Annotated in this window: 20 protein-coding genes and 1 other annotated feature; of the genes, 3 read left to right on the top strand and 17 right to left on the bottom strand. The window is 37.0% G+C overall.

Features of this window, described 5'->3' with window-relative positions:
* Positions 1-59: 59 nt before the first annotated feature.
* The 10 genes from A5866_RS16400 to A5866_RS16355 form a co-directional block, all read right to left on the bottom strand.
* Entirely contained in the window at positions 60-1,187 is a 1,128-nt protein-coding gene (locus tag A5866_RS16400; RefSeq protein WP_086444803.1) for a site-specific integrase, read from the bottom strand.
* Positions 1,188-1,629: 442 nt separating this feature from the next.
* Positions 1,630-2,235 (bottom strand): hypothetical protein, encoded by a 606-nt coding sequence (locus A5866_RS16395; protein WP_086280921.1) that lies wholly within the window; start codon positions 2,233-2,235, stop codon positions 1,630-1,632.
* A 15-nt stretch (positions 2,236-2,250) separates the two neighbouring features.
* Positions 2,251-2,910, bottom strand: coding sequence for a hypothetical protein (locus A5866_RS16390; RefSeq protein ID WP_086280919.1), 660 nt, complete (start codon positions 2,908-2,910; stop codon positions 2,251-2,253).
* Positions 2,911-3,596: 686 nt separating this feature from the next.
* Positions 3,597-4,346, bottom strand: a complete 750-nt coding sequence (locus tag A5866_RS16385) for a class I SAM-dependent methyltransferase (protein WP_086280914.1) — start codon at positions 4,344-4,346, stop codon at positions 3,597-3,599.
* 76 nt (positions 4,347-4,422) lie between these two features.
* On the bottom strand, positions 4,423-5,010 hold the full coding sequence (gene leuD / locus A5866_RS16380; RefSeq protein ID WP_086280911.1) for a 3-isopropylmalate dehydratase small subunit: 588 nt from the start codon (positions 5,008-5,010) through the stop codon (positions 4,423-4,425).
* Positions 5,010-6,386 carry a 3-isopropylmalate dehydratase large subunit gene (gene leuC / locus A5866_RS16375; RefSeq protein ID WP_086280910.1) on the bottom strand — a complete coding sequence of 459 codons (1,377 nt, stop codon included), beginning with the start codon at positions 6,384-6,386 and terminating at the stop codon, positions 5,010-5,012. The genes leuD and leuC overlap by 1 nt, the downstream gene beginning before the upstream one ends.
* A 36-nt stretch (positions 6,387-6,422) precedes the next feature.
* Complete coding sequence (locus tag A5866_RS16370) at positions 6,423-7,109, bottom strand: class I SAM-dependent methyltransferase (protein ID WP_086280907.1); 687 nt, start codon at positions 7,107-7,109, stop codon at positions 6,423-6,425.
* Between the two features lie 35 nt (positions 7,110-7,144).
* On the bottom strand, positions 7,145-8,185 hold the full coding sequence (leuB, locus tag A5866_RS16365) for a 3-isopropylmalate dehydrogenase (protein ID WP_086280904.1): 1,041 nt from the start codon (positions 8,183-8,185) through the stop codon (positions 7,145-7,147).
* Positions 8,185-9,708 carry a 2-isopropylmalate synthase gene (locus A5866_RS16360; protein WP_086444804.1) on the bottom strand — a complete coding sequence of 508 codons (1,524 nt, stop codon included), beginning with the start codon at positions 9,706-9,708 and terminating at the stop codon, positions 8,185-8,187. The genes leuB and A5866_RS16360 overlap by 1 nt, the downstream gene beginning before the upstream one ends.
* Before the next feature lie 513 nt (positions 9,709-10,221).
* The gene (locus A5866_RS16355) at positions 10,222-11,502 is read right to left on the bottom strand and encodes an O-acetylhomoserine aminocarboxypropyltransferase/cysteine synthase family protein (protein ID WP_086280899.1); all 1,281 of its coding nucleotides are present in this window, start codon (positions 11,500-11,502) and stop codon (positions 10,222-10,224) included.
* A 160-nt stretch (positions 11,503-11,662) separates the two neighbouring features.
* Positions 11,663-11,918 (bottom strand) — a binding site (T-box leader).
* Between the two features lie 148 nt (positions 11,919-12,066).
* Between A5866_RS16355 and A5866_RS16350 the strand changes: the two genes are divergently transcribed.
* Together A5866_RS16350 and A5866_RS16345 are read left to right on the top strand one after the other, a co-directional pair.
* Positions 12,067-12,423, top strand: a complete 357-nt coding sequence (locus A5866_RS16350) for a hypothetical protein (protein WP_086280896.1) — start codon at positions 12,067-12,069, stop codon at positions 12,421-12,423.
* Between the two features lie 32 nt (positions 12,424-12,455).
* Positions 12,456-12,617, top strand: coding sequence for a hypothetical protein (locus tag A5866_RS16345; RefSeq protein WP_086280894.1), 162 nt, complete (start codon positions 12,456-12,458; stop codon positions 12,615-12,617).
* 341 nt (positions 12,618-12,958) lie between these two features.
* On the opposite strand, the gene A5866_RS16340 is transcribed toward A5866_RS16345, so the two are convergent.
* The 5 genes from A5866_RS16340 to A5866_RS16320 all read right to left on the bottom strand — a co-directional run bounded on the left by A5866_RS16340 (position 12,959) and on the right by A5866_RS16320 (position 19,051).
* A complete protein-coding gene (locus A5866_RS16340) occupies positions 12,959-13,393 on the bottom strand; it encodes a hypothetical protein (RefSeq protein WP_086444805.1) in 435 nt (144 codons plus the stop codon).
* A 292-nt stretch (positions 13,394-13,685) separates the two neighbouring features.
* Positions 13,686-14,273: an ATP-dependent Clp protease proteolytic subunit gene (locus A5866_RS16335; protein ID WP_086280888.1), complete on the bottom strand. Its 588-nt coding sequence runs from the start codon at positions 14,271-14,273 to the stop codon at positions 13,686-13,688.
* 147 nt (positions 14,274-14,420) lie between these two features.
* Positions 14,421-17,132: a cation-translocating P-type ATPase gene (locus tag A5866_RS16330; protein WP_086280885.1), complete on the bottom strand. Its 2,712-nt coding sequence runs from the start codon at positions 17,130-17,132 to the stop codon at positions 14,421-14,423.
* Between the two features lie 446 nt (positions 17,133-17,578).
* The gene (locus tag A5866_RS16325; RefSeq protein ID WP_176332581.1) at positions 17,579-17,746 is read right to left on the bottom strand and encodes a hypothetical protein; all 168 of its coding nucleotides are present in this window, start codon (positions 17,744-17,746) and stop codon (positions 17,579-17,581) included.
* 84 nt (positions 17,747-17,830) lie between these two features.
* Positions 17,831-19,051, bottom strand: a complete 1,221-nt coding sequence (locus tag A5866_RS16320; protein ID WP_086444806.1) for an AraC family transcriptional regulator — start codon at positions 19,049-19,051, stop codon at positions 17,831-17,833.
* Between the two features lie 127 nt (positions 19,052-19,178).
* Here A5866_RS16320 and A5866_RS16315 point away from each other — a divergent pair, with 127 nt between their 5' ends.
* Positions 19,179-20,153, top strand: coding sequence for an NAD-dependent epimerase/dehydratase family protein (locus A5866_RS16315; RefSeq protein WP_086444807.1), 975 nt, complete (start codon positions 19,179-19,181; stop codon positions 20,151-20,153).
* A gap of 61 nt (positions 20,154-20,214) precedes the next feature.
* Here A5866_RS16315 and A5866_RS16310 read toward each other — a convergent pair whose 3' ends face one another.
* Both A5866_RS16310 and A5866_RS16305 read right to left on the bottom strand, forming a co-directional pair.
* On the bottom strand, positions 20,215-20,970 hold the full coding sequence (locus A5866_RS16310; RefSeq protein ID WP_086444808.1) for a tRNA 2-thiocytidine biosynthesis TtcA family protein: 756 nt from the start codon (positions 20,968-20,970) through the stop codon (positions 20,215-20,217).
* Between the two features lie 26 nt (positions 20,971-20,996).
* Complete coding sequence (locus A5866_RS16305) at positions 20,997-22,835, bottom strand: LTA synthase family protein (protein WP_086444809.1); 1,839 nt, start codon at positions 22,833-22,835, stop codon at positions 20,997-20,999.
* Between the last annotated feature and the right edge of the window lie 10 nt (positions 22,836-22,845).

The following is a 22,845-nucleotide window of genomic DNA, read 5'->3' as shown; positions in this document are numbered from 1 at the left end:
ATAATTTTGACGGTTAAAAAAATAGACACTCAGCGTTTTGCTGAATGCCTCCTCTTTTATTATAAGAGTATCTTTTCATCATAATTAAGCTGTCTATCAATCACCATCATGGCTGAGCGTCTCGTTTCCCACAATGAATCCGTATAGATGTCGAGTGTCATTTTGGTTGATGCATGCCCTAAGATTTTACTCAATGTCGCAATATCAATTCCTGATTCAACACATCTCGTTGCGAAAGTATGACGAAGTGCGTGAAAGTGAACAGAACCTATTTTTGATTCTTCTACTACTTTTTTAAAACGATAGTTAATAATACGTGGTTCTGTAAAACTATTTTTGCATGAAATGACAAATACACTGGTACTTTTTTGCTTTTTTGCCAATAAATATCTTTTTAAATTTTTAGATATTGGTATGGCACGTTCTCCATTAATTGACTTTGGTTTCCCAATAATAATCTCAGTTTTGTTTGGTTCTGTTACTGAAGGGATTCTGGAAATGGTTCTTTTTACAAAAATTTTATTGTGTTTAAAATCGATATCTTCCCATTTTAATCCACTGATCTCTCCAATTCTCATTCCCGTGTACAACGCAATAATTTCTGCCGAACACTCTTTTTTATATAAAGAAATCTGTTCTAATTTTTTTTGTTGCTTTCTGTCTAAACTTTTTATTTTTGGTTTGGTTAATGCCGGTAAAAGAACCCCTTGGCAAGGATTTTTTGAAATTCTATTATCATTTACAGCCTTTTTCAGAGCACTTCTTAACATACTAATAATACTGCGAATAGTGTTGGATGAAAGATCTGATAGATACAATGAATAAATAAATCTGTCTATATCGGCTGTTTCCAGCTCAGATAATGGCTTATTTTTAAAAAATGGCGCAAGATGACGGTTGATTCGCCCCCTGTAATTTGAATAGGTAGACGGTTTGATTCTATTTTTCATTAAAATATTTAGCCAATAATTTAACCATTCATCCACCATCATTTCTTCTTGTACAGCTGTTTCTCCATACATAGAATAGTCTACATTTTTTTTTGATAATTTTTCTTTTGCTTCATTATATTGTTTTCCATAAACATAACCATAAACAATTCTACCTTCCTTATTCCGACCTTTTTTATAACGTCCTTCCCAGCGACCATCCTTTCGTTTATAGATATTTTCTCCTCTTTTTGACATACTTTTCTCCTCCTAGGAATTTTTAATTTGACGGTTTTTTGACGGCTAAAAAACGAATTATACCTATAAATATCTCTTTCTAAAATGGAATCAATCAATAAAACAACAAATTTTTATCATTTTTTTAACAAAAAATAGAAAATTTTGATAAAAAAATGTTTTTTTTCTACTAGACTAAATAAAAATAATAGAATATACTTATACAAGTGATCAATTCCACTCTTTTGATTACATATAATAAGGAACAAAATTATCTTGAACTTAATTCTTTCAAGATAATTTTTAACAAAAAATTGAATACTATTGAATTTAATTGCATTTTTTTCTTATCAAAGCAAAATATACATAAAAAACAAATATAAGAGTATTAAGGTTATATAAAAACAGGTAGTTTAGAAATTTTTTATTTTCTAAACTACCTGTTTTGTTCAGTTAAAACTCATTACTTCTGTATCTTTATCAAATCCAGCACATCTCTTGGATTCCCTACATCTACGGTTACCACTCGGACATTGTCCAAAATATCTTGAGTCAATGCTCTTACTTTTTCTGGATCATTGGCAACTTCTGGGCCGATTTGCCAATGACTTGGTACTGGATATACATTGATTGTTCCGTTTCGATTGCTTGTATACACGATTTGCCCTTCAGCACTATAGCCTCCGTAAAGCATAATGGCATCAGTCGGATACGTGACACTTCTTTTATCATATGGATTGAGAGATGTTCCTGCAGTAATTGTTTTTGCATTCAGTTCTGAAGGTTTCACACCAATCAATGTCAACCAGACACGAGCATATTCAATCTGATCGTCTGAATACCCCAGTAATATTTTATCATCCCCTATAGCTTGTTCTACCGCTTTGGTGGTGTCTGCTTTTGCTTTTTCTAATGCTTTTTTGGCTTCTTCTTCAGCGTTTTTTTGTTGTTGCGTCAACGCACTTATTTGGCTCTGAGTATCAAGCGTGGCTTTCATTAAAATTAATTTTGTAGTAAATGTAGTTTTTAGTTCTTCGTTTTTAACTTTCTCTATTTCTTTGTTCAACACATCGTAATCACTTTTTTAAATGGTTTCTTTGGGTATATTACCATCAAATGAGTCATTGATTAGTTTCTTGATTTTTTCTTCTTGTTCTACTTGCTCCGTAGCATTTTTAAGGATAGAATCGATTGCTTCTTGCCATTTTCCTTTTAGCTTTTTGTTTTCAGTTACTTTCTCCATAACTGCGGTGATTTTTTCTTTAGTTAAATCAATCGTAATTGGTAATTCCTTTTTGATAGTATGACCTTCAATCGCTGATTCTTTTGAGCTGAACAGATCATTTATCTCTGTTTGTATCTCTAATTTATTACTTGCCAAAACAATTTTTTTCTGTAAGAGTTGAATGTTGTCGTCTGCTACACTAGCATTTATTTTTTTACTGTACTCACGTTTTAGTGTTTCGATTTCGGTCTGCTTCTTTAAAAGATTGTCTTTTGCTTCTTTGATCATTACTGGTGTGATTTCTTTATTTAGAAACTCCTCTTTCTCATCAAACAGTGCTGTAACTTCAGTATACAGTTCTCCATCTTTCGTCGTGGCTGTTTCAATTGCTGTGATATCCTGTTGGGTCATAGCAATTTTTTTCTTCTCGTTTGCTTGCTTTTGCAACATGATACCGCCAATAACAATGGCAATAAGTATTACTCCCCCAATGGAAATCCCCAAAACTTTTTTCTTCATTTTTTACCCGCTTCTACTTATTATAAAAAATAACACGCTATTTTTTATTTCTCATAGTTAGTTTAACATATTTATCAATTCTTTCATTTTAAATTCGAAAAAAATGAATAGAAAAAAGCAAGAATTACCATAAATTGGAAATTTCTTGCTTTCTCTTCTATTCTTATTCTAGACACTCTATTCGCATTCGTAACTGACTAAGACAAAACAACAAGCAGCAACGGTACTCCTAATAATAGAAGTAATATCATTATAGAAAAAACGAGTAAACTTCTACTAACGTTAAACAGTCCCTTTAATAGTATTCTTAAAATTATAATAAAAATGCTATTTACAAAAACCACCAACAAACCTGTCAAATAATTATTTTCGAAATTCTCATGAATTAAAAATAATTTAATCCTACATAAAAGACAAAAACGAGTAGTGTACCTACAAACCTTTTTTGCTTATTCATCGTTATCATCAATCACATTCTTTCTTTTTTATTGATAAGACATAGAAGAAATTCTTCAATTTCTGACGCGAACAATAACATCATTTTTACTATTCTGACCGACAAGACTTGCGACAGAAGCTACTATAGAATAGACTAATCGCCAACCAATTCATGGTGCAACTGCTGCAATAACACCTGCCGCTGCTCCAAGCACCTTGTACTTACTAATTTCTCTTAGTTGCTACTATCATCTGGTTTTTGAAGCCTTGATCTTCAATCTCCGATAATCTGCTTCCCAATGATCTTTCTTCCACAAACGAGGTGCCAATTCTTGCTCCATATTCACAAAAACTTGTTCTTTTTGTTCTATCGACAGTTCACCCAACTCAGCAGCATAAAATTGTTCCATCCACTCTCTCAAACCATACTTACCGCCTTTAAGCGGTGTCGGCCGTTCGTATTCTAAAATCTCCACAACCTCAAAATGATTCTTTTTTAGCAAAAACCGATAACCCTCAACAGACGTAAAGCAAAACGGCTCCTCAAAAGATACACCCAATGCTTTTAACTCACGCCCAAAAGCTTCTCTAATCATCTGAACATTTCCAACTGCACCAAACTCACAAATCAACTGTCCATTTACGTTTAGATGCTCACTGATATTCTTTAATAATAAATCTTGATCAGGAATCCAATGAAAAACTGCGTTCGAAAAAGCAACATCATACAGCCTAATTTGATCCGAGGGATTTAAAATATCCTCCTGTAAAAAACTCAAATCAGGGTAGCTTTCTTTTGCTTGATTGATCATATTTATCGACTGATCGATTCCTGTCACTTCATGTCCAAGTTCTGCAATTTGATTCGTCAATGCTCCTGTTCCACATCCAATATCTAACACTTTTTTCGGCTCTTTCGGTAATAATTCCAACAGTCCAGCACCATATTTAAAAACAAAATCATGGGTGGTATTATATTTTTTTGCATTCCATTCCATTGATTTCACCATCCTAACGATTTAATGAAAAGAAGCTACACCGAAAACAGTCTTCGATGTAGCACTCTTACTCTTCCTATTGCCAATAAGCCGGAATCTTCGCTTCATAAGCAGCAATTTCATCATCATGTGTCAAACTGATGGCAATATCATCCAACCCATTTACCAATTTATGCTTCCAAGTGCTGTCGATTTCAAAAGAATAGGTGCCACTTTGTGTGATTACTTGTTGGGCAGGCAAATCAATCGTGATCGTTTCATCAGCCCCAAGCCCCGCTAAAGCGTTTAGTTCTTCCTGTTGTAAGACAATCGGCAACAAGCCATTTTTTGTTGCATTCATATAAAATATATCACTAAAACTGCCTGCAATAATTGCTCTAAAACCATAATCATCCAGTGCCCAAGCCGCATGCTCTCTTGATGAACCTGAACCAAAGTTATCACCTGAAATCAAAATTGTCGCCTCTTTATATTGCGGTTCATTTAAAGTAAATTCTGGATTTGGTGTACGATCTGGCAAGTAACGCCATTCATCAAATAAAAACTCGCCAAATCCGGTTTTTTCGATTCGTTTTAGAAATGATTTTGGAATGATCTGATCTGTATCGATATTGTCGTTCATTAGTGGAACCGTGGTTCCTGTATGTTGTGTAAATGCCTCCATTATGCACCAAGCTCCTCTCTAATGTCTTTAAATGTTCCTTCTATTGCAGCAGTTGCTGCCATCGCTGGGCTACAAAGATGGGTTCTTGCCCCTTTACCTTGACGTCCTTCAAAGTTTCGGTTAGACGTTGAAGCACAGTGGACGCCTGCTGGTACTTGGTCTGGGTTCATGCCTAGACACATGGAACAACCTGGTTCTCGCCACTCAAATCCAGCTTCGGTAAAGATTTTATCCAAGCCAATTTTTTCTGCTGCTTTTCGAACAGGTCTTGAGCCTGGTACAACGATCGCAGTAATGCCTTCTTTAACTTTTTTCCCTTTTACAATACGTGCTGCTTCTTCCAAATCAGATAGGCGACCGTTGGTACATGAGCCGATAAAGACGTAACCGATTTCGATATCTGATGGGCGTTGTCCCGGTTTTAAATCCATATAATTATAGGCACGTTCATCGTTCATGTCTTGGATTTCGGGGAATGTTCCTGTGATTGGGATGCCCATTTCTGGATTCGTCCCCCATGTAATGAAAGGAACCAATTCATCCGCATTCAATTCTAGATCCACATCATATGTTGCATCGGAATCACTTGGCAGTTTTTTCCAATCAGCAATTGCTGCATCCATATCTTCTGGCGCATATTCTCTGCCACGTACATACTCAAAAGTTTTTTCATCTGGTGCCATCATGCCCATTTTTGCACCGCCTTCGATGGCCATGTTGCAGATGGTCATGCGTTCTTCCATCGTTAGGTTTTCGATCGTTTCCCCGTAAAATTCAACCGCATGTCCCACACCAAAATCAACGCCATATTTTGCAATCAACGCTAGAATGATATCCTTGGCATACACGCCTTTTGCTAGTTTCCCAGTGATCTTGACACCCATTGATTTTGGTTTATTTTGCCAAATACATTGTGTTGCAAAAACGTGTTCAACTTCACTTGTCCCGATCCCAAACGCCAACGCACCAAATGCACCATGCGTGGCTGTATGTGAATCACCACAAACAATGATTTTTCCTGGTTGGGTCAAGCCTGTTTCAGGTCCCACCATATGCACGATCCCTTGGCGGTCACTACCATTATCACAAAGAGTCACGCCGAATTCTTCGCAGTTTTTCTGTAATGCTTCGATTTGTTTTTTTGCAACCAAATCGGTGATATTAAAGATATCCTGTGTTGGCACATTATGATCCATTGTGCCGAACGTTCTATCTGGTCGGCGGACTTTTCTACCAGCTTCTCTTAGCCCTTCAAAGGCTTGTGGTGAGGTTACTTCATGAATCAGATGAAGATTGACGTATAGTAGTTGTGGTTCTCCTGCAACGCCTGATACCACATGTTGTTCCCAAAGTTTATCAAATAGTGTTTTTCCCATGTTAAGTCACATCCATTTTTTATTTTCGTTCTAATTCTAAGCCTTTTTCCCAAGATACACTGCGTAGTTATAGTATTTATATACGACATCAATAGCTTGAAACCCAACTTGTTCTAGTGTTTTCAACTCCGCCATTAAAGGTTGAGGACGATCTTCTTCAAAATGACTTTTTAACCAGCGTTCTTGAATTTCTTTTAATGTAATTTGCTGATTCATAAAAGTGATCCATTTTTGCATAAAGGCTTCTTGTAGTTCAGTGCTTGATGCTTGAATCACATCTGCGTTGATAAATAATCCAGTGTGATTTAGTGCTTGATAAATTTGACGATAAAAGTGTTGATGTGCCGCTTGATCTTCTAAATGATGCAACGCAAGTGAAGAAACGACGACATCATAGCTTGTTTCAAAAGTCAGATTTTCAAAAGAGCTAACAATGCAAGTCACTTGATTGTTTAGTTTTTGTTTGGCGATCTCCAGCATTTCTTCACTCAAATCGACACATGTGATCACGGCGTTGGGATAGATATTTTGAACGGCTTGTGCTACCGTCCCTGTGCCACAACCTAAATCGATCACCGAAAGTGGTCGGTCTTTTGCAAAAGGAATACTGGCAACAATTGCTTCGATCATTTGATCATAATGTGGAATAATTTTTTGGATAACTTCATCAAACGCTTGTGCTTCTTGGTCAAAATGGGCTTGGATCTGCTGATTTCGTTTCATGGATTCTTCACCTACTATTGCTTTTTTTATTTGATTTATTGTAGTGCTTGGATGACCGCTTCGGTAAATTCTGTGGTTGTTGCTTTACCACCTAAATCTGTCGTTAAGATTCCTTGATTCATGACATGATCACACGCATTTTCGATTTTCTTTGCTGAGCTTTCTAAGCCAAACGATTGGCGCAACATCATTGCGGCTGATAAAATCATCGACATTGGATTGGCTCTATTTTGATTGGCGATGTCTGGCGCTGAACCATGGATCGGTTCGTATAATGAAGGCCCTGATTCGCTGTGACTAGCGCTTGGCATCATGCCCAATGATCCTGGAATCACTGATGCTTCGTCACTTAGGATATCGCCGAATAGATTTTCTGTAACGATCACGTCAAAGTCTTTGGGTTTTTGGATCATGACCATCGCTGCTGAATCGACTAATTGATGTTCTAAGGTACAATCTGGAAATTCTTGTGCCACTTCTTCTGCTGTTTGACGCCATAATTTACTTGTTGCTAACACGTTGGCTTTATCTACCGAGGTCACTTTTTTATTTCTAGTTTGAGCGATTTCAAAAGCTTTTCTGATAATCCGTTGAATCTCTGCTTTGGAATAAGTGCACAGATCAGAGGCTTCTGTTTCACCAAGTTTCTTTTCACCAAAGTAAATACCACCAGTTAATTCTCGAACAACGACAAAATCAACACCGCGAACATTTTCTTCTTTTAACGGAGATAAATGAACGACTGCATCTGGCACTGAAATCGGGCGGATATTGGCAAATAGTCCTAAAGCTTTTCTTAACCCCAACAATCCTTGTTCAGGTCGTTTCGGTGCATCATCCCATTTAGGTCCACCAATAGCACCAAGTAAAATGGCATCTGCCTTTTCACAAGCTTTTAAGGTAGCTTCTGGTAAGGGATCTCCTTGTTCATCAATACCAGCACCGCCAAAAGCAAAGCGTTCAATATCAAAATCCAGATTATCTTGTACCATGATTTCGGCTACAATTTTTAGTGCACTATCCATGATTTCGGCTCCGATGCCATCACCTGGCAATGCTACGATTCGTTTACTCATTAGGCTTTCCCCACTTCTTTTTGAAATTGTTCACTAGCTTTAACATAGGCTTTCGCTGACGCTTGTAGAACATCAAAGTCGATGCCAATGCCGTTGAATTGTTGTCTATTTTCTGCATCTGCTAACGTTACATGGACTTCTGCTTGGGCATCTTCCCCACCCGTAATGGCTTTGATGTAATATTCTTGTAGTTCTGGTTTTTGGACAAATATTTTATCGATCGAATTATAAATCGCTTGAATACTTCCTGAACCGATCGCTGATTCTGTTTTGGTTTCGTCATCTCCAGTATTGATGGAAACAATCGCTCCTTGGCTACCATCAGAAACATATTGTAGTTGGACACGCTCTAAGCGATAATCTTCACTACATTCTTGCGATTGACCAACCATTAGGGCGATCAGATCATCTTCTGTAACTTGTTTCTTTTTGTCAGCTAGTGATTTGAACCGTTTGAAGGCATCTTTTAGTTCTGCTTCCGTTAGTTGGTAGCCTAGAGCTTCCATTTTTGTCGCAAAGGCATGGCGACCAGATAGTTTTCCTAGCGGCAATGAGTTTTGATTGACCCCAACAAGTGACGGTGTGATGATTTCGTAAGTATCTGGATTTTTCAAGACACCATCTTGATGGATACCAGACTCATGTGCGTAGGCATTGGATCCAATAATAGCTTTATTTCTTGGCACTGCCACGCCTGATAGCCGACTGACGAGATCACTGGTTCTTTTCGTTTCATTCAAGGTGATATTGCTTTTGACCTCGTAGAAATCTTTTCTAATGTAAAGAGCCAAAGCTACTTCTTCAAGGGCTGTATTACCAGCACGTTCGCCGATACCGTTGATTGTTCCTTCCACTCTACGAGCACCATTTTCGATAGCCGCTAAGGCATTGGCCGTCGCCATGCCTAGATCATCATGACAATGAGAGGAGAAAATAATTTCTTGGTCGCTTTGGATATTTTCAATTAAGAATTTGAATAGGGCACCGTATTCCGTTGGATTGGAATAGCCCACAGTATCGGGAACATTGATGATCGTCGCCCCTGCATCAATAGCTGTTTGAACCGCTTTTAGTAGAAATTGCTTTTCAGTTCTCGTCGCATCTTCTGGAGAAAATTGGACTTTCTCAAATTTAGTTCTTGCGTAGCTGACATGTTCTTTAATAGAAGCAATCACTTCATCTGGTGTCATTTTTAGTTTGAATTCCATGTGCACTGGGCTTGTAGCTAAGAATACATGGATTTGTGGATACTTGGCATTTTGCAAGGCTTCGTATGCCCGATCAATGTCGGCTTTTTGACAGCGTGCCAGACCTGCGACAGTCATTTTTTCTGCATTTTCAGCAATTGCTTTGACTGCTTCAAAATCACCAACTGATGCGATCGGAAATCCCGCTTCGATCGTATCAATGCCCCATTTTTCAAGTTGTTTGGCAATTTGGACTTTTTCTTTCGTGTTGAAATTTACACCTGGAGTTTGTTCGCCGTCTCTTAGAGTGGTGTCAAAAAATTGGATATTTTTCATGTTCATACATCCTTTCTGAATTGAGTGAATAGTGTTCTTCATTTTTTTTATAGTTAGGTCAAACGAATGAAACTTCTCTCTCTTCGTTCGCCAAGTATTGCGCATCATCAGCTCTGCAAGCAGTCGCTGTGATTTGCAATAAAAAAACATCCCACGAATATGGGATGTTTTGTCATCCCGTTCATGCAATGCGAAAACAGGACTCTCAACGTCTGATAAGAAAAAGCTGGGCTACAGCTGGTTTCTAGAAATCAGTGTGATGAGTCCTTAATTAATAATAAGAATGTAATTGTTGTTGTCTGTTTGTTCATCATTTTCAACATCCTTTATTGTCAGAATTTTTGAATAATTCAAACTATAGTGTTAAAGATACAGAAGTTTTCAATTAAAGTCAATAACTTTATGAGAATTTTTTTAAGAAAGAGGTTGGGACAGAAGCGTTTAACTCCGAGAAATAAGAAGGAGTTGCTTCTGCTCCCACCGTTTATTCGGGATCAGCTTTCTTTTTTATGCTTATAACTTATTCAGTGCTTGTTCCAAATCGCCAATAATATCTTCAATATTTTCAATCCCGATCGATAAACGAATCAATTCCGGTGAAGTTCCTGAGGCTTTTAATTCCTCCTCACTTAGTTGGGAATGAGTAGTTGAAGCAGGGTGAATGATCAATGATTTGGCATCTCCAACATTGGCTAATAGTGAAAATAGTTCGACATGATTGATCAAGTTTTTTCCTGCTTCCGCTCCACCTTTAACCCCAAAAGTAAAGACCGAGCCTGCACCTTTAGGTAAATATTTTTCTGCTAGTTCATGATACTTATTGTCTGATAAGCCTGGATAATTTACCCATGCAACTTTAGGATGTTTGATCAAAAACTCTGCAACAGTTTGGGCATTGGCTACATGGCGTTCTAAACGTAAAGACAGTGTTTCTAAACCTAAAATCAGCAAGAAACTGTTGAATGGTGAAATAGCCGCTCCTGTATCTCGTAATAACGAGACTCTTAAACGTGTGATATAAGCTGCTGCTCCCACATCTTTGGTGTACGAAAGTCCGTGGTAACTTGGATCTGGATCAACTAATTTGGGAAACTTGCCATTAGCCCAGTTGAACTTACCTGAATCAATGATCACTCCACCTAGTGCAACACCGTGGCCACCAATAAATTTTGTTGCAGAATAAACAACAATGTCAGCACCAAAATCAAAAGGACGATTTAAATAGGCTGTCGCAAAAGTGTTGTCAACAATCAACGGGAGCTCGTGTTTATGGGCAATTTCTGCAATCGCTTCTAAATCTGCAACATTTGTAATCGGATTGCCGATCGTTTCCACAAATATCGCTTTCGTATTTTCTTTGATTGCTTCTTCAAAATTAGCTAAGCGATCTGGGTCAACAAACGTTGTTGTAATGCCAAACTCAGGTAACGTATGGGCAAATAAATTAAATGTACCACCATATAAAGTAGATGCTGAAACAATATGATCTCCACTGCTAGCTAGATTTTGAATGGCATAAGTAACGGCTGCAGTTCCAGAAGCTACTGCAACTGCGCCAACACCCCCTTCTAGTTCATTTAGTCGATCTTCTAAGACTGCTGTTGTTGGATTCGTAATTCGCGTATAGATATTACCGACCTTAGATAAGGCAAACTTTTCAGCCGCATCTTGAGTATCGTCAAACGTGTAAGAGGTTGTTTGATAAATCGGTACCGCTCTTGAATTAGTTTCTTTGTCTGGTGTATGCCCACCATGGATTTGGATCGTTTCAAATTGATAGTTAGAGTTTGTCATTATGCTTCATTCCTTTTCTATTTTTAATTATATTTATGCTATTTCCCTTTTTACACCACATGTCACCTTCTTGCATAATGACCACCTCTTCCTCTATTTATTCTCATTGGAAAGTAATTTGAATGAAACAAAAAAGCCGCTCTTTACTAGCTTTAGACTAGTAAAGGGCGACTGTCGCGGTACCACCTTTATTGGAATTTAAATCCATCTCAACCCAAACGCAGAATAACTTCTTGATTTGGTGCCTGGTTAACGGTAGCTGCCGTAAAAATCGAATTGATTTTTCCTCTCCAAGATCATTTTCGACAAGGGATCATTGCTTTCTTACACCAAACGAAAGCTCTCTGATACCAGTAAATCATTCGTTCACTGGTGATAAATGTCAGCTTGTGTACTCTTCTTTTCAATGAGTTTTTTATTAAAATCAATATTAGAACATTCTCATTTATTTGTCAACTTTTTTCTGCTATTTTCATTTTTTATAAATTTTTCTTTTAAATTGAGTGTCCTGTTTCTCTTTCTTTCCATTTTTTATTATAATTAGGGAAATTGGAGGTCGATTTAATGTCAGCAAGCAATGAAAAAGTGGATTTACTTTTATCTTATTTATCTGAAATCCACACAAAAAGCCTATCTTTATACGATTTAGTTACTAGCCGTCCACGTCCTGAAGATACTCGGATTCTTTTGAATATCAATGAGGTCTTCACTTATTATCATAGTGTGCGTGTTTTTTATTTTAGCAATAGTGAATTAACCAAATCAGAAGTTCAGCCCTTTTTTGCCGCTTTTGAAGATTTTTATTTTGAATTGAAACAAGTCTTCTTCCTTGAAGATAATGATAGTACGCTACTTTATAGTAAGTTATCTGCGATGAAAGATTCTTTTGAGCAGTTGACGAATGATTTTAATGTTTTATAATAGAGTAGATATTAGGTAAAGAAGGTGCCCAAATGGATCAAAGCGAAGTTGTAGATCGACTGCGTGAAGAGTTGGAGATTCCATTTTTTAATGGAACGATTGAAGAACGTGAATACACAGAAGCTGACTATCAAAAAATCAAATCAGATTTGGTTCAGTATTTTGATGATTATGTTCGTAATGTAGAAAATTAAGGTAGATCAACGCAGTATAGTTTAAAGGACTAAAACAAACTCTTCTACGAATTGTTTTAGTCCTTTTTTTGTCTAACTAGTCTAAATAATATAACTTACTTTACACAAAAACATATAATAAACAAATATTAAACGTTTAATAAAAATCAAGAAAAATAAAAAACCACCGGCTGAAAAGGCCGATGGAAAAGGAGTATTACTCAATAAGAGTAAAATGAAAAATAAAAAGGTTGTTGTTGGTATGAATATATAATACAACACATTTTTTCTTTTGTCTACTAAAAATAACATTAAAAAGAAATTAACCATCCCTATTTTTTGTCAATTTTTCATTTATTTTTTTATTTTTTTAACAAAAGATTGCTCATTCGAGTAATGGCAAATGAAATATCATCTGTTGCTTTATCTTGTTTTTCTTCTGAATGATTGAATAGATCGATATCTATGCCTTTTTCAGGATCTAAAGATAAAATCATTTCGTTACATCCAGCCAAGTATTCAATATATGAACGTTCAAATTTTTTGTGGATCCCCATCACACGTGCTGGCGGACGTAATTGCGTAACTTTTTCCAACATGATCGTATATTCTTTGGTACCATCTTGGAAGATGCGTTGGATTTCTGCAATTCTTTCTGGTGATAAATCTGCTGTTTTTTCTTCATCGATTGCTTTACGAACTTCTTCGTAATAGTCGTTCATTTTTTCGCCGACTTCTTCTGTTTCTTTGACAATATCATTGATGTTTTGCACATAATAGCCTAAATTTGGTTTCACAATTTTTCCTACTTTCTTTTAGTAATCACTCAATTTTACACTTTTTTATAGGTGGATGACAAGAGTAATCTGTAAAATGCTTATTTCCTTTTATTAATAGAAAAATAAACGGGTTTGGGACAAAAGTCGGTTCTCTTTTTGTTAAACATACTAATCCCGAATAAACGGTGGAAGCAGAAGCAGTCCCATCGGAAATAAGCTAGTATTCACAAAAATTTAAAGAACAATTTTCGTGAATACTAGCTTATTTCTCAGGCCTAGACGCTTCTGTCCCAACCTATTTTTCAATTATTTATTTAATTTCGTCACTTGTTTGGATGATCTTAGAAATCATGCCATACTCTTTTGCTTCATCAGCTGACATCCAGAAATTGCGGTCTGTATCTTTGGCAATTTTTTCATATGTTTGCCCTGTTGCTTCAGCAATCAAACGGTTGACACGTTCACGCATACGAATGATTTCTTTGGCTTCGATCTGAATCTCTGTACTTTGTCCTTGAACGCCGCCAGCAGGTTGATGGATCATGTAACGAGTATTTGGTAGACTGTAACGGTTCTTCGCATCAGCAGCTAGATAAATGGTAATTCCAGCACTTGCGACCCAACCAGTCCCGATCACGATTACTTCTGGTTTTACAAATTTGATCATATCATGAATCGTATCGCCAGCTTCAACGTGTCCACCTTGGCTATTGATGAAAATTTTGATTGGTTCATCATTCATCGCTGCCAGTAATAGCAATTGTGATGTTACTTCTCGTGCTAAATCTTGATTGATTTCACCATAGATCAAAATTGTTCGTTCTTCAAAAAGTTTTTTCATAAATGCATTTGGTTGTTGTTTCTCTTCTGTTTCTTCATTTTCATCTAAATAGTTCATAGTGAATAACCTCCATATTTTAAAGCTAAATGTCTATATTAATAATACCGCAATCTGAAAATTTGTCCACTTTTTTGACTTGTTTTGACCTTAAAAATAAAACAAAAATGTATCCGAAGACACATTTCTGTTTTATTACTATTGCCCTTAGCTTTTACCCATTCGACGTTGAACAAATTTTACGATTTCAACGATTGGAATAATCGCAAAGGATGTTCCAGCAACGATTCCCCATTGGTATCCATCTAGAGACGTTACGCTAAATAAGTCATTGAAACCTGGAATCAAGATCGTTGCAGCTAGTAATAGGAACGATACTAAGATTGCCCAGTTGAATGATTTATTTCTAAACAACCCAACTTTAAAGACTGATTGGTAAATAGATTTCACGTTAAAGGCATGGAACAATTGGATCAAACCTAATGTAGCAAACGCCATTGTTAAAGCATCACCATGTTGTAAGTCATACAAGGCTGTTGCTGATAAGTTTGGCATATTGGCTGCTGTGTGTGCTGGGAATTCGATCGCCATTTTGTATACGATCAACGTCAACGCACCTTGGGTAATCCCTTGATAGATCACACTGCTTAAAACACCGCCAGAGAAGAAGTTTGATTTCTTTCCGCGAGGCGCATGGCTCATCACGTCACGTTCAGCAGGTTCAACACCTAAAGCAATTGCTGGGAACGTATCGGTTACTAAGTTGATCCACAATAAGTGAACAGGTAGCAAAGTATCCCAAGCTAACATTGTTGCGATAAATAAGGTTAAAACTTCCCCTAAGTTGGCAGAAAGTAGATATTGAATTGTTTTTTGGATATTTGAGAAGACTTTACGTCCTTCCTCAACGGCTACGATGATCGTTGAGAAGTTGTCATCTGCTAAGACCATATCAGAGGCCCCTTTAGATACTTCTGTCCCCGTGATCCCCATGCCAATACCAATATCGGCTGCTTTCAATGCTGGTGCATCATTCACACCATCACCAGTCATGGCAACGACTTTCCCTTCTTGTTGCCAAGCTTTTACGATACGGACTTTATGTTCTGGTGAAACACGTGCATAAACGGAATAATGTTCAACGACTTTTGCAAAGGCTTCATCTGATAATTCATTTAATTCAGCACCCGTGATTACTGCATCATCGTCGCCTTCTTTGATAATGCCAAGACGAGCAGCGATTGCTTCGGCTGTATCTCTGTGGTCGCCTGTGATCATGATTGGGCGAATTCCCGCTTCTTTGGCAACTTTTACAGCTTCTGCTGCTTCTTTACGCTCTGGATCGATCATGCCAACAAGACCTGCGAAAACTAAGTCTTTTTCAACGACGTCAGAGTCCATTTCAGCTGGAACTGCATCAACGATTTTATACGCCATTCCTAACACACGTAATGCTTGTTTCGCTAATTTTGTATTGTTGGTTAAAATTTCTTGACGTTGTTTGTCCTCTAAAGCTGGTGTTTGACCGTTTAATAGAACTTGGTTACAACGTTTTAGTAATTCATCTGGTGCTCCTTTGACAGCAACTAAGAATTTTCCATCTGTTAATTGGTGAACAGTTGTCATCAATTTACGATCTGAATCAAATGGAATTTCAGCAACACGAGGTTCAGCCGCAACTTTTTCAGTTACATTGAAATCGTGATCTAAACCATATTGAACAAGGGCTGTTTCGGTCGGATCACCGATCAATGTGCCATCTTGAGCAATTTTAGTATCATTTGTATAGTTCATGATTTTTAATGCCATATTATCCAATGACACTTCGGCCGTTGCAGGTTTTACTTCATTATCTGTGTAAAGAGCTTCAACTGTCATTTGGTTTAATGTCAATGTACCAGTTTTATCTGAACAGATAATATCGGTGCTACCTAAGGTTTCAACAGCTGGCAATTTGCGGACGATCGCATTTTTCTTCGCCATCTTTTGTGTACCTAAAGCTAAAATAATCGTAACAATTGCAGGTAATCCTTCTGGAATCGCTGCTACGGCTAATGAAATAGAGGTTAATAGCATATCGATCCATGTGCGGCCATTCATCATACCGACCACAAACATAATCGCCGCAATCACTAGAATCGCAATCGTCAGCATTTTACCTAATTGGTTTAGATTTTGTTTTAGTGGTGTTTCTGTTTCCTTTTCGTTGGCTAACATACCTGCGATTTTACCGACTTCGGTATTCATACCAGTCCCAACAACCACACCGATTCCGCGGCCATAGGTTACGTTACTGCTAGAGTAAGCCATATTGATTCGGTCACCGATCCCAATATCAGATGCAGTGCCTTCTAAAATAGTTGCTTCTTTTTCTACCGGCACCGATTCACCTGTAAGTGCTGCTTCTTCAATTTTCAAGCTAGCTGCTTCCAATAAACGTAAGTCAGCTGGAACAACGTCCCCTGCTTCTAATATCACAATATCCCCAGGTACTAGCTCATCACTTTTAACAGTTATTACATGACCATCACGGCGAATATTCGCATTGGGTGAGGACATTTCTTTTAGCGCTTCGATGGCTTGTTCTGCTTTGGCTTCTTGGATCACACCGAAGATTGCATTCAGGACAACAACGAGTAAAATGATGAACGAATCGACCATATCACCTGAAAATACTGCGGAGATCACCGCCGCAAATAATAATACGATGATCATAAAATCTTTAAACTGTTCAAAGAATTTTACAACGATCGATTTCTTTTTCCCTTCATCTAGTGCATTGGCGCCGTAACTCTCTAACCTTTTTTTGGCTTCTTGAGCTGATAGACCTTCAGTTGTCGTATCAAACTTTTGTAAGACCTCTTCATCTGACTGCGTGTAAAATGCTTCAGATAGTTGAACCTTTTTTTCTTCTGACATGATATCCTCCTCATAGTTTACAGCTACTTTAATCTATTTTACTTCATACATAGCGAAACGAACACGTTTTTGGACTTATTGGTTCGCAGCAGAAACGAAAAAAAATAGACCTCTGTATGCTAAATAGAACATACATAAGTCTCACCGTTTAAGACAACACCAGAAATTTCTTTCGGAGTTGGTGATGTTGCCGCAGCTAGCGCCGCCAGTTACTCCCTCATGAAATAATAGAATGGCTGCCGATTGAATATCTTACACCAATTATCATTGCTGAATTAATTATACCTGTTCTTTTAATGTTTTTCAAATGAAATCGTATTGATTTTCAGAAAAATTTCTGTTTGGTTTGAAAAAAGGGGACGATTGCTAGGATTACGATTGTTTACAGCCAAAACACCCCTATCGTTATGACTTCAATAAACAATAGGGGATGATTTTTAAGTCAGTTAGATTATTGATGATGAATCTTCTCTGCGTTTTGTAATAATTTCCAGTCCGACTGATAATACAAACAGTAAAATAAATAGCGCCGCAAATAACACTCCACCACCAAAAATACTAATCGCACCTACGAGTCCAAGGAGACTGATCAACATCCTTTTTACTTTTTCCATAATCACTCACCACTTTTCATTTAATTACTATCTAATATCATCGTACTCCGATTATGTTAGCCTGTCAATTTAGTTTGATTCCTTTTACTGTCCTTTCTTACTAGCCGTTATCAATTCTTTATATTTACTCGGTGTATTTCCCCAAAAAGTTAAAAAGTGGCGATTAAAGGTCCGGATTGATTGATACCCGCACGCTTCAGCGACTTCACTGATTTTTTTAGATGAACTTAACAACAGTGAACGAGCAAATAACATGCGGTTATATTCGACTAAGGCATTAAAGGTCATCGCAAATTCCGCTAAAATGATTTGGTCGATTTTTGTTGGACTTGAATAAAAGTATTTCGCTACTGTTTGAACGGTGATTGGTTCACTATAATGTTGGTTAATATAGGTATAGATTTCAAAAGGCAAGCTATTTTGGAAACGAAAAGAATTGACTTGTTTCTGTGTTGGCTTTATTTTTTTGATTTCTGTTGGCGAATAACCAGTTATTCGTTTAAATTGTTTATTAAAACTAGGGACTGAATAATAGCCTACAAAATCTGCAATAAATGCAATCCCTAACTCGTCAAAATTCAGCATTGCTAATGCATTATTGATCCGAACTTCGCTTAAAATGTCTCCAAAGGTTTTTCCTGTCAGTTTTTTTAAACCTCGATTGATTGTTTGAGGCGTACTTTTGAATTTTTCAGCCGTTTGATCAAGTGTTAATGTTTCTCTAAAATGAAAATGAAGATACATCAGCGTTTTTGAACTGAGATCACGCATATCTTTTTCCCGAATCCAATTACGTCTAGCCGTTCGTTCAAACCAAACGATCACTTGATATAAGTCAGCTAGTAAGGATAAATCATAAAGACGTTCTTGCTGCTCAGATTCGTTTAAAGCATGGGTAAAGATTGTTTGTAGATAGGCAAATTCGTTCTTACTACAGTCTAAAGCAGGTGTATCCCAATACTCAAAAAAATTCATATGTTGTTCGACGGAGCGAGTGGTCAATGTAGCGAGCATTAACACATTTAAGGATAACTCGAACGTGATGGCTTGAATCGCTTCCTCCACTTCAACAATCTGATAGACATGATAAGAAAATAACCAGAGAACACTCCCTTTTTTTAAGCTGTATTCTTGATTGTTGATTTGAATTTTACCTGAACCACTTTCAATAAAGAAAAATTGGACCGACATCCGGCTAGTTTTAATGGTTTCACTTTGAAAAATTATTTTTCTTACGATAAAATCTGCATCCGTCATGTTAAAACCATAATACTCCGTCCCATTATATGGAAGTTTCTTTTTCATTGCTTTGCTCCTTTGTCCTTTTAGGATAAGAATTCTATTTCTAATGTCCGACATTTCACTCTTAATACGATTATACTATAGTTGTACATGTGATTTATATCACAATAAAACCAATGGAGGTTTTCTCATGAGTAAAAAAGTTTTCGTGTTAGGTGGAACTGGTTTTTTAGGTTATTACACAACGGAAGAATTGTTGAAAAAAGGCTATGAAGTAGCAACAGTGGCTCTGCCACCCATGCCTGCTACTGATCTATTTTCAAAGCAAGTTTCGGTGACATTAGGGAATATCAATGACATGACCGATGAGGCTATTTTAGAAATGCTTGAAGGCTGTGTAGGCTTTATCTATGCCGCTGGCGCAGATGAACGTGTGGTTCCAGAAAAGCCTGCTTCTAAATTTTTCTATGAAGCGAATGTGTTGCCTACACAACGTTTAGCTTACTTGGCAAAGGAAGCTGGGGTAAAAGATTTTGTTGTCTTCGGCTCTTACTTTACTGAATTTGCTGAGCGTTTACCAGAATCAAATTTAAAACAAGAAGCGTATCCAATGATGCGTTTGTTGCAAGAACAAGTAGCTTTCGCTGAAGGTGACGGTCGTATGACCGTGACAAGCTTACGACTTCCTTATATTTTTGGCACAATGCCAGGGAGAGAGCCTCTTTGGAAGATGTTTACCGATCAAATCAAAGGACAAGCGGTATTCCCAGCCCTTAAAGGTGGAACAGCAATGGTCACTGTTGAACAAGTAGCCGAAGCGGCCGTTGGTGCAATGGAAAATGGAACGCATCGCAGTACTTATGCCATCGGCGATACGAATATGAAATACCAAGAATTTTACGAAATGATGGTTGCGGCTTTAGGACAACAAACCCAGGTTCCTGTTATCAGCTATGAAGACGTTAAAGCAATTTATGAAGGAATCGATGCCCAAGCTGATCAAGGTGGGTTGGAACATGGCATCCACTCAACAAAATCAGCCATGATGCAGGAATATGACTTATATTTGGATCCGAATGATACCTTCCCTATTTTGAATGTTAAACATTATGATGTCGTTGCTTCTATTAAAGAAACTTTAGCGAAGTGTGTAGACGGTCAATAAGCAATAAAAAATACCTGACAAAATTTTTGTCAGGTATTTTTTATCGTATAACACTCTTTTTTCACTCAATCGACGTCACCGATTTCTTCCAGAAATTTTCAGCAGTTCCTTGCTCCATACCCATGACAAATTTCTCTCTGATATCAGGGTAAGTTTGTGCCAAACCACTCACAAGCTGCTTGATCTCTTCCCGTTTGGTTTTCTTATCTACTGGACATGGGTTAAAAATCACAGGCAGTTCTTCTCTTTGAACAAACTGAATAATCTGTTTTTCTTCTACATAAAGTAATGGACGAATCAGCGTAATATCTGTCTTAGATAAATAACTCAACGGTTCAAAACTAGCCATTTGACCGTGAAATAAGAAATTCATAAAATAAGTTTCAATCGCATCATCTAAATGGTGACCTAAAGCGACTTTAGTACAGCCAACTTCTTTAGCTCGTTTATACAAAATGCCACGGCGAAGTTTGGCGCATAATGAACACGGTGAACGTTCTTCTCGAATATCAAATACGACTTGGGCAATATTGGTTGGCACTACATCTAATTCATACCCTAACCCTGCCACAAATTCTTGTAGCGGTGCAATACCCATATCAAACCCCATTGCTAAGGTGATCGGCACGATTTCAAATTCAAACCCTAATCGTTTCTGCTTACTGATCATATCTAGGAAATACAACAAACTGGTGCTATCTTTCCCACCACTCATGCCAATCGCTACTTTATCACCTGGCTGGATCATTTGATGCTTCAATACAGCTCGACGAATCGGATTATAATAGGTTTGATTGTCTTTCTTTTTAAAACTCATTTTGGACTCCTTTTTTATCCCAACATTTAGTTGAAAAAATCGGTTTTTAAGCTATAGTTTTCACCAGATACGATATCATATTGGATCAAACGGTAGTCTTCATATAATTCTTTTTGCACTTGATTTAGGGTCAAGGTTTGACTCCATTGCTGATCTTTGTAATAAAAGCCTTTTTCAAATGCTGGAACTTGTTTCTCCAGTTCACTCAACAATTGATAAAAACCAGTCATTTGCATATTACTTTGATCAAACAGAGTTGGTGCAAAATAAAAAGGGCTACTAAGGGCATCATGGTTCTTTTTATCGCTTAATTTTTGTTGATTATCGTACATTAAAAACTCTGTCTCATGCATTCTGACTTCGTCGTTATCGGCTTTGATTTCATCTGAATAAATACTTGGCAAATGATCCCCCCAAAAAACAACTAAGGTCCGCCGTTTTACGTCTTTCAATGCTGTTGTAAATTCTTTTAACGCTTCACTACTATACGCAACATCCTGCATATAACTATCGATTGCTTTTTTATTGCCTTGGCTCTTAGAAGAATAGTCTGTTGAAGTATATTTATCGCTATAAGGCATATGTGTCTGCATCGTCACCAAGTGGACAAACTGCGGATTGTCTTCATCTTCTAGTAGATCCAGTACCTCTTTATAAGCCGATTCATCCGAAATATACGGATTGTTTTGTAACTTATCTTTATAAGTCATCGTTTCTTCACTAATAAATTGATCAAATCCAAGCGTTTTATAGACATCTTTGCGTTTATACATTGAGGTATTATAAGGATGGATTGCTGTTGCTTGGTAATCTTGATTTTTTAAAAGTGAAACGATCGAAGGTATTTCGGTCATTTTTGGAATCAGCATTGTGTATGGCGTTGTTAATTGTGGATTAAATAGCTCCATCGAAAAACTAGTCAACGCTTCAAATTCGATATTAGCCGTTCCCCCACCATAATTTTGCGATAGCATTTTCCCACTATAAGTTGTTTTAGCAATCTCGTCATAGGATTTTAAAGGGTTTTGATCCACTGTCACACCAGTCAAATTTTGCGGATCAGAGAAACTTTCACTCATGACAAAAATAATATTTGGCTGTTCTGCTTCGGATGAACCACTTACTTCTTGAGCAGTTTTTGTATACTTACTGGTAATTGCTTCAATGGTCTTTTTAGAGTAATTATCTGGCTTATCCATCGCTTCAACCTTGAGATTATATAGAAAACCACCCATAAATCCGGTGTTATAATAATTCATTTTCTGACTGTAAGGAATCCAAAGTGCTGTTTTATCATATGCTTTTCGTAATAGGTTATTTGGATTATTAAAATTACTCACATAAACCAACAACCCTATTGTTACGACTAAACTTGACAGGCGGATGATCTGGATTTTTTTCGGTAATAGCCGGCTTTTGTACATTGCCTTTCCGAAAAAGAATAAACCTACTCCTGCAATCAAAAGAATCAAAACAAACGGAATCGTGCCGATCATTTCTCTCAGCAAACCAAACTCTGTGATCATTTTTAAATCATCAGGATATATTGGCTCAGTACGATAAAACATTTTTTGATAGTCAGCAAACCCTAAGATACCGATAGTGATCGCATATAAGACACTGCCTAAAATAAGCGAGCCTGCCAAACTACATAAAAATAGTAAAAAAATGAGCAAGACAAGGCTTCCTAAAATAAATTTTTCTGTATGCCATGAAAAAGCAAATTTGAAGACTAATTCCAGTGATAATTCATTTTGACACCATTGCAGATACAAATTGCTAATGACCACTAAGAGGATCATGCCAATGACAATAAATGAATACTTAATTGGTTTTTTTTTGAATATTTGTAATTTTTTTTTCACAACGTTCTCC

Source organism: Enterococcus sp. 12C11_DIV0727 (assembly GCF_002148425.2).
GTDB lineage: Bacteria > Bacillota > Bacilli > Lactobacillales > Enterococcaceae > Enterococcus_L > Enterococcus_L lemimoniae.
Note: the sequence above shows the minus strand (reverse complement) of the source record. Positions and strands in the feature narration are given on the sequence as shown.

Coding starts and splice junctions, on each gene's coding strand:
- A5866_RS16370 (WP_086280907.1), bottom strand. CDS start 7,109: ATGAAACGAAATCAGCAGATCCAAGCCCATTTTGACCAAGAAGCACAA.
- A5866_RS16385 (WP_086280914.1), bottom strand. CDS start 4,346: ATGGAATGGAATGCAAAAAAATATAATACCACCCATGATTTTGTTTTT.
- leuC (WP_086280910.1), bottom strand. CDS start 6,386: ATGGGAAAAACACTATTTGATAAACTTTGGGAACAACATGTGGTATCA.
- A5866_RS16350 (WP_086280896.1), top strand. CDS start 12,067: ATGTCAGCAAGCAATGAAAAAGTGGATTTACTTTTATCTTATTTATCT.
- A5866_RS16335 (WP_086280888.1), bottom strand. CDS start 14,273: ATGAACTATTTAGATGAAAATGAAGAAACAGAAGAGAAACAACAACCA.
- A5866_RS16320 (WP_086444806.1), bottom strand. CDS start 19,051: ATGAAAAAGAAACTTCCATATAATGGGACGGAGTATTATGGTTTTAAC.
- A5866_RS16315 (WP_086444807.1), top strand. CDS start 19,179: ATGAGTAAAAAAGTTTTCGTGTTAGGTGGAACTGGTTTTTTAGGTTAT.
- A5866_RS16355 (WP_086280899.1), bottom strand. CDS start 11,502: ATGACAAACTCTAACTATCAATTTGAAACGATCCAAATCCATGGTGGG.
- A5866_RS16330 (WP_086280885.1), bottom strand. CDS start 17,132: ATGTCAGAAGAAAAAAAGGTTCAACTATCTGAAGCATTTTACACGCAG.
- leuD (WP_086280911.1), bottom strand. CDS start 5,010: ATGGAGGCATTTACACAACATACAGGAACCACGGTTCCACTAATGAAC.
- leuB (WP_086280904.1), bottom strand. CDS start 8,185: ATGAGTAAACGAATCGTAGCATTGCCAGGTGATGGCATCGGAGCCGAA.
- A5866_RS16390 (WP_086280919.1), bottom strand. CDS start 2,910: ATGAAGAAAAAAGTTTTGGGGATTTCCATTGGGGGAGTAATACTTATT.
- A5866_RS16310 (WP_086444808.1), bottom strand. CDS start 20,970: ATGAGTTTTAAAAAGAAAGACAATCAAACCTATTATAATCCGATTCGT.
- A5866_RS16345 (WP_086280894.1), top strand. CDS start 12,456: ATGGATCAAAGCGAAGTTGTAGATCGACTGCGTGAAGAGTTGGAGATT.
- A5866_RS16360 (WP_086444804.1), bottom strand. CDS start 9,708: ATGAAAAATATCCAATTTTTTGACACCACTCTAAGAGACGGCGAACAA.
- A5866_RS16325 (WP_176332581.1), bottom strand. CDS start 17,746: ATGGAAAAAGTAAAAAGGATGTTGATCAGTCTCCTTGGACTCGTAGGT.
- A5866_RS16400 (WP_086444803.1), bottom strand. CDS start 1,187: ATGTCAAAAAGAGGAGAAAATATCTATAAACGAAAGGATGGTCGCTGG.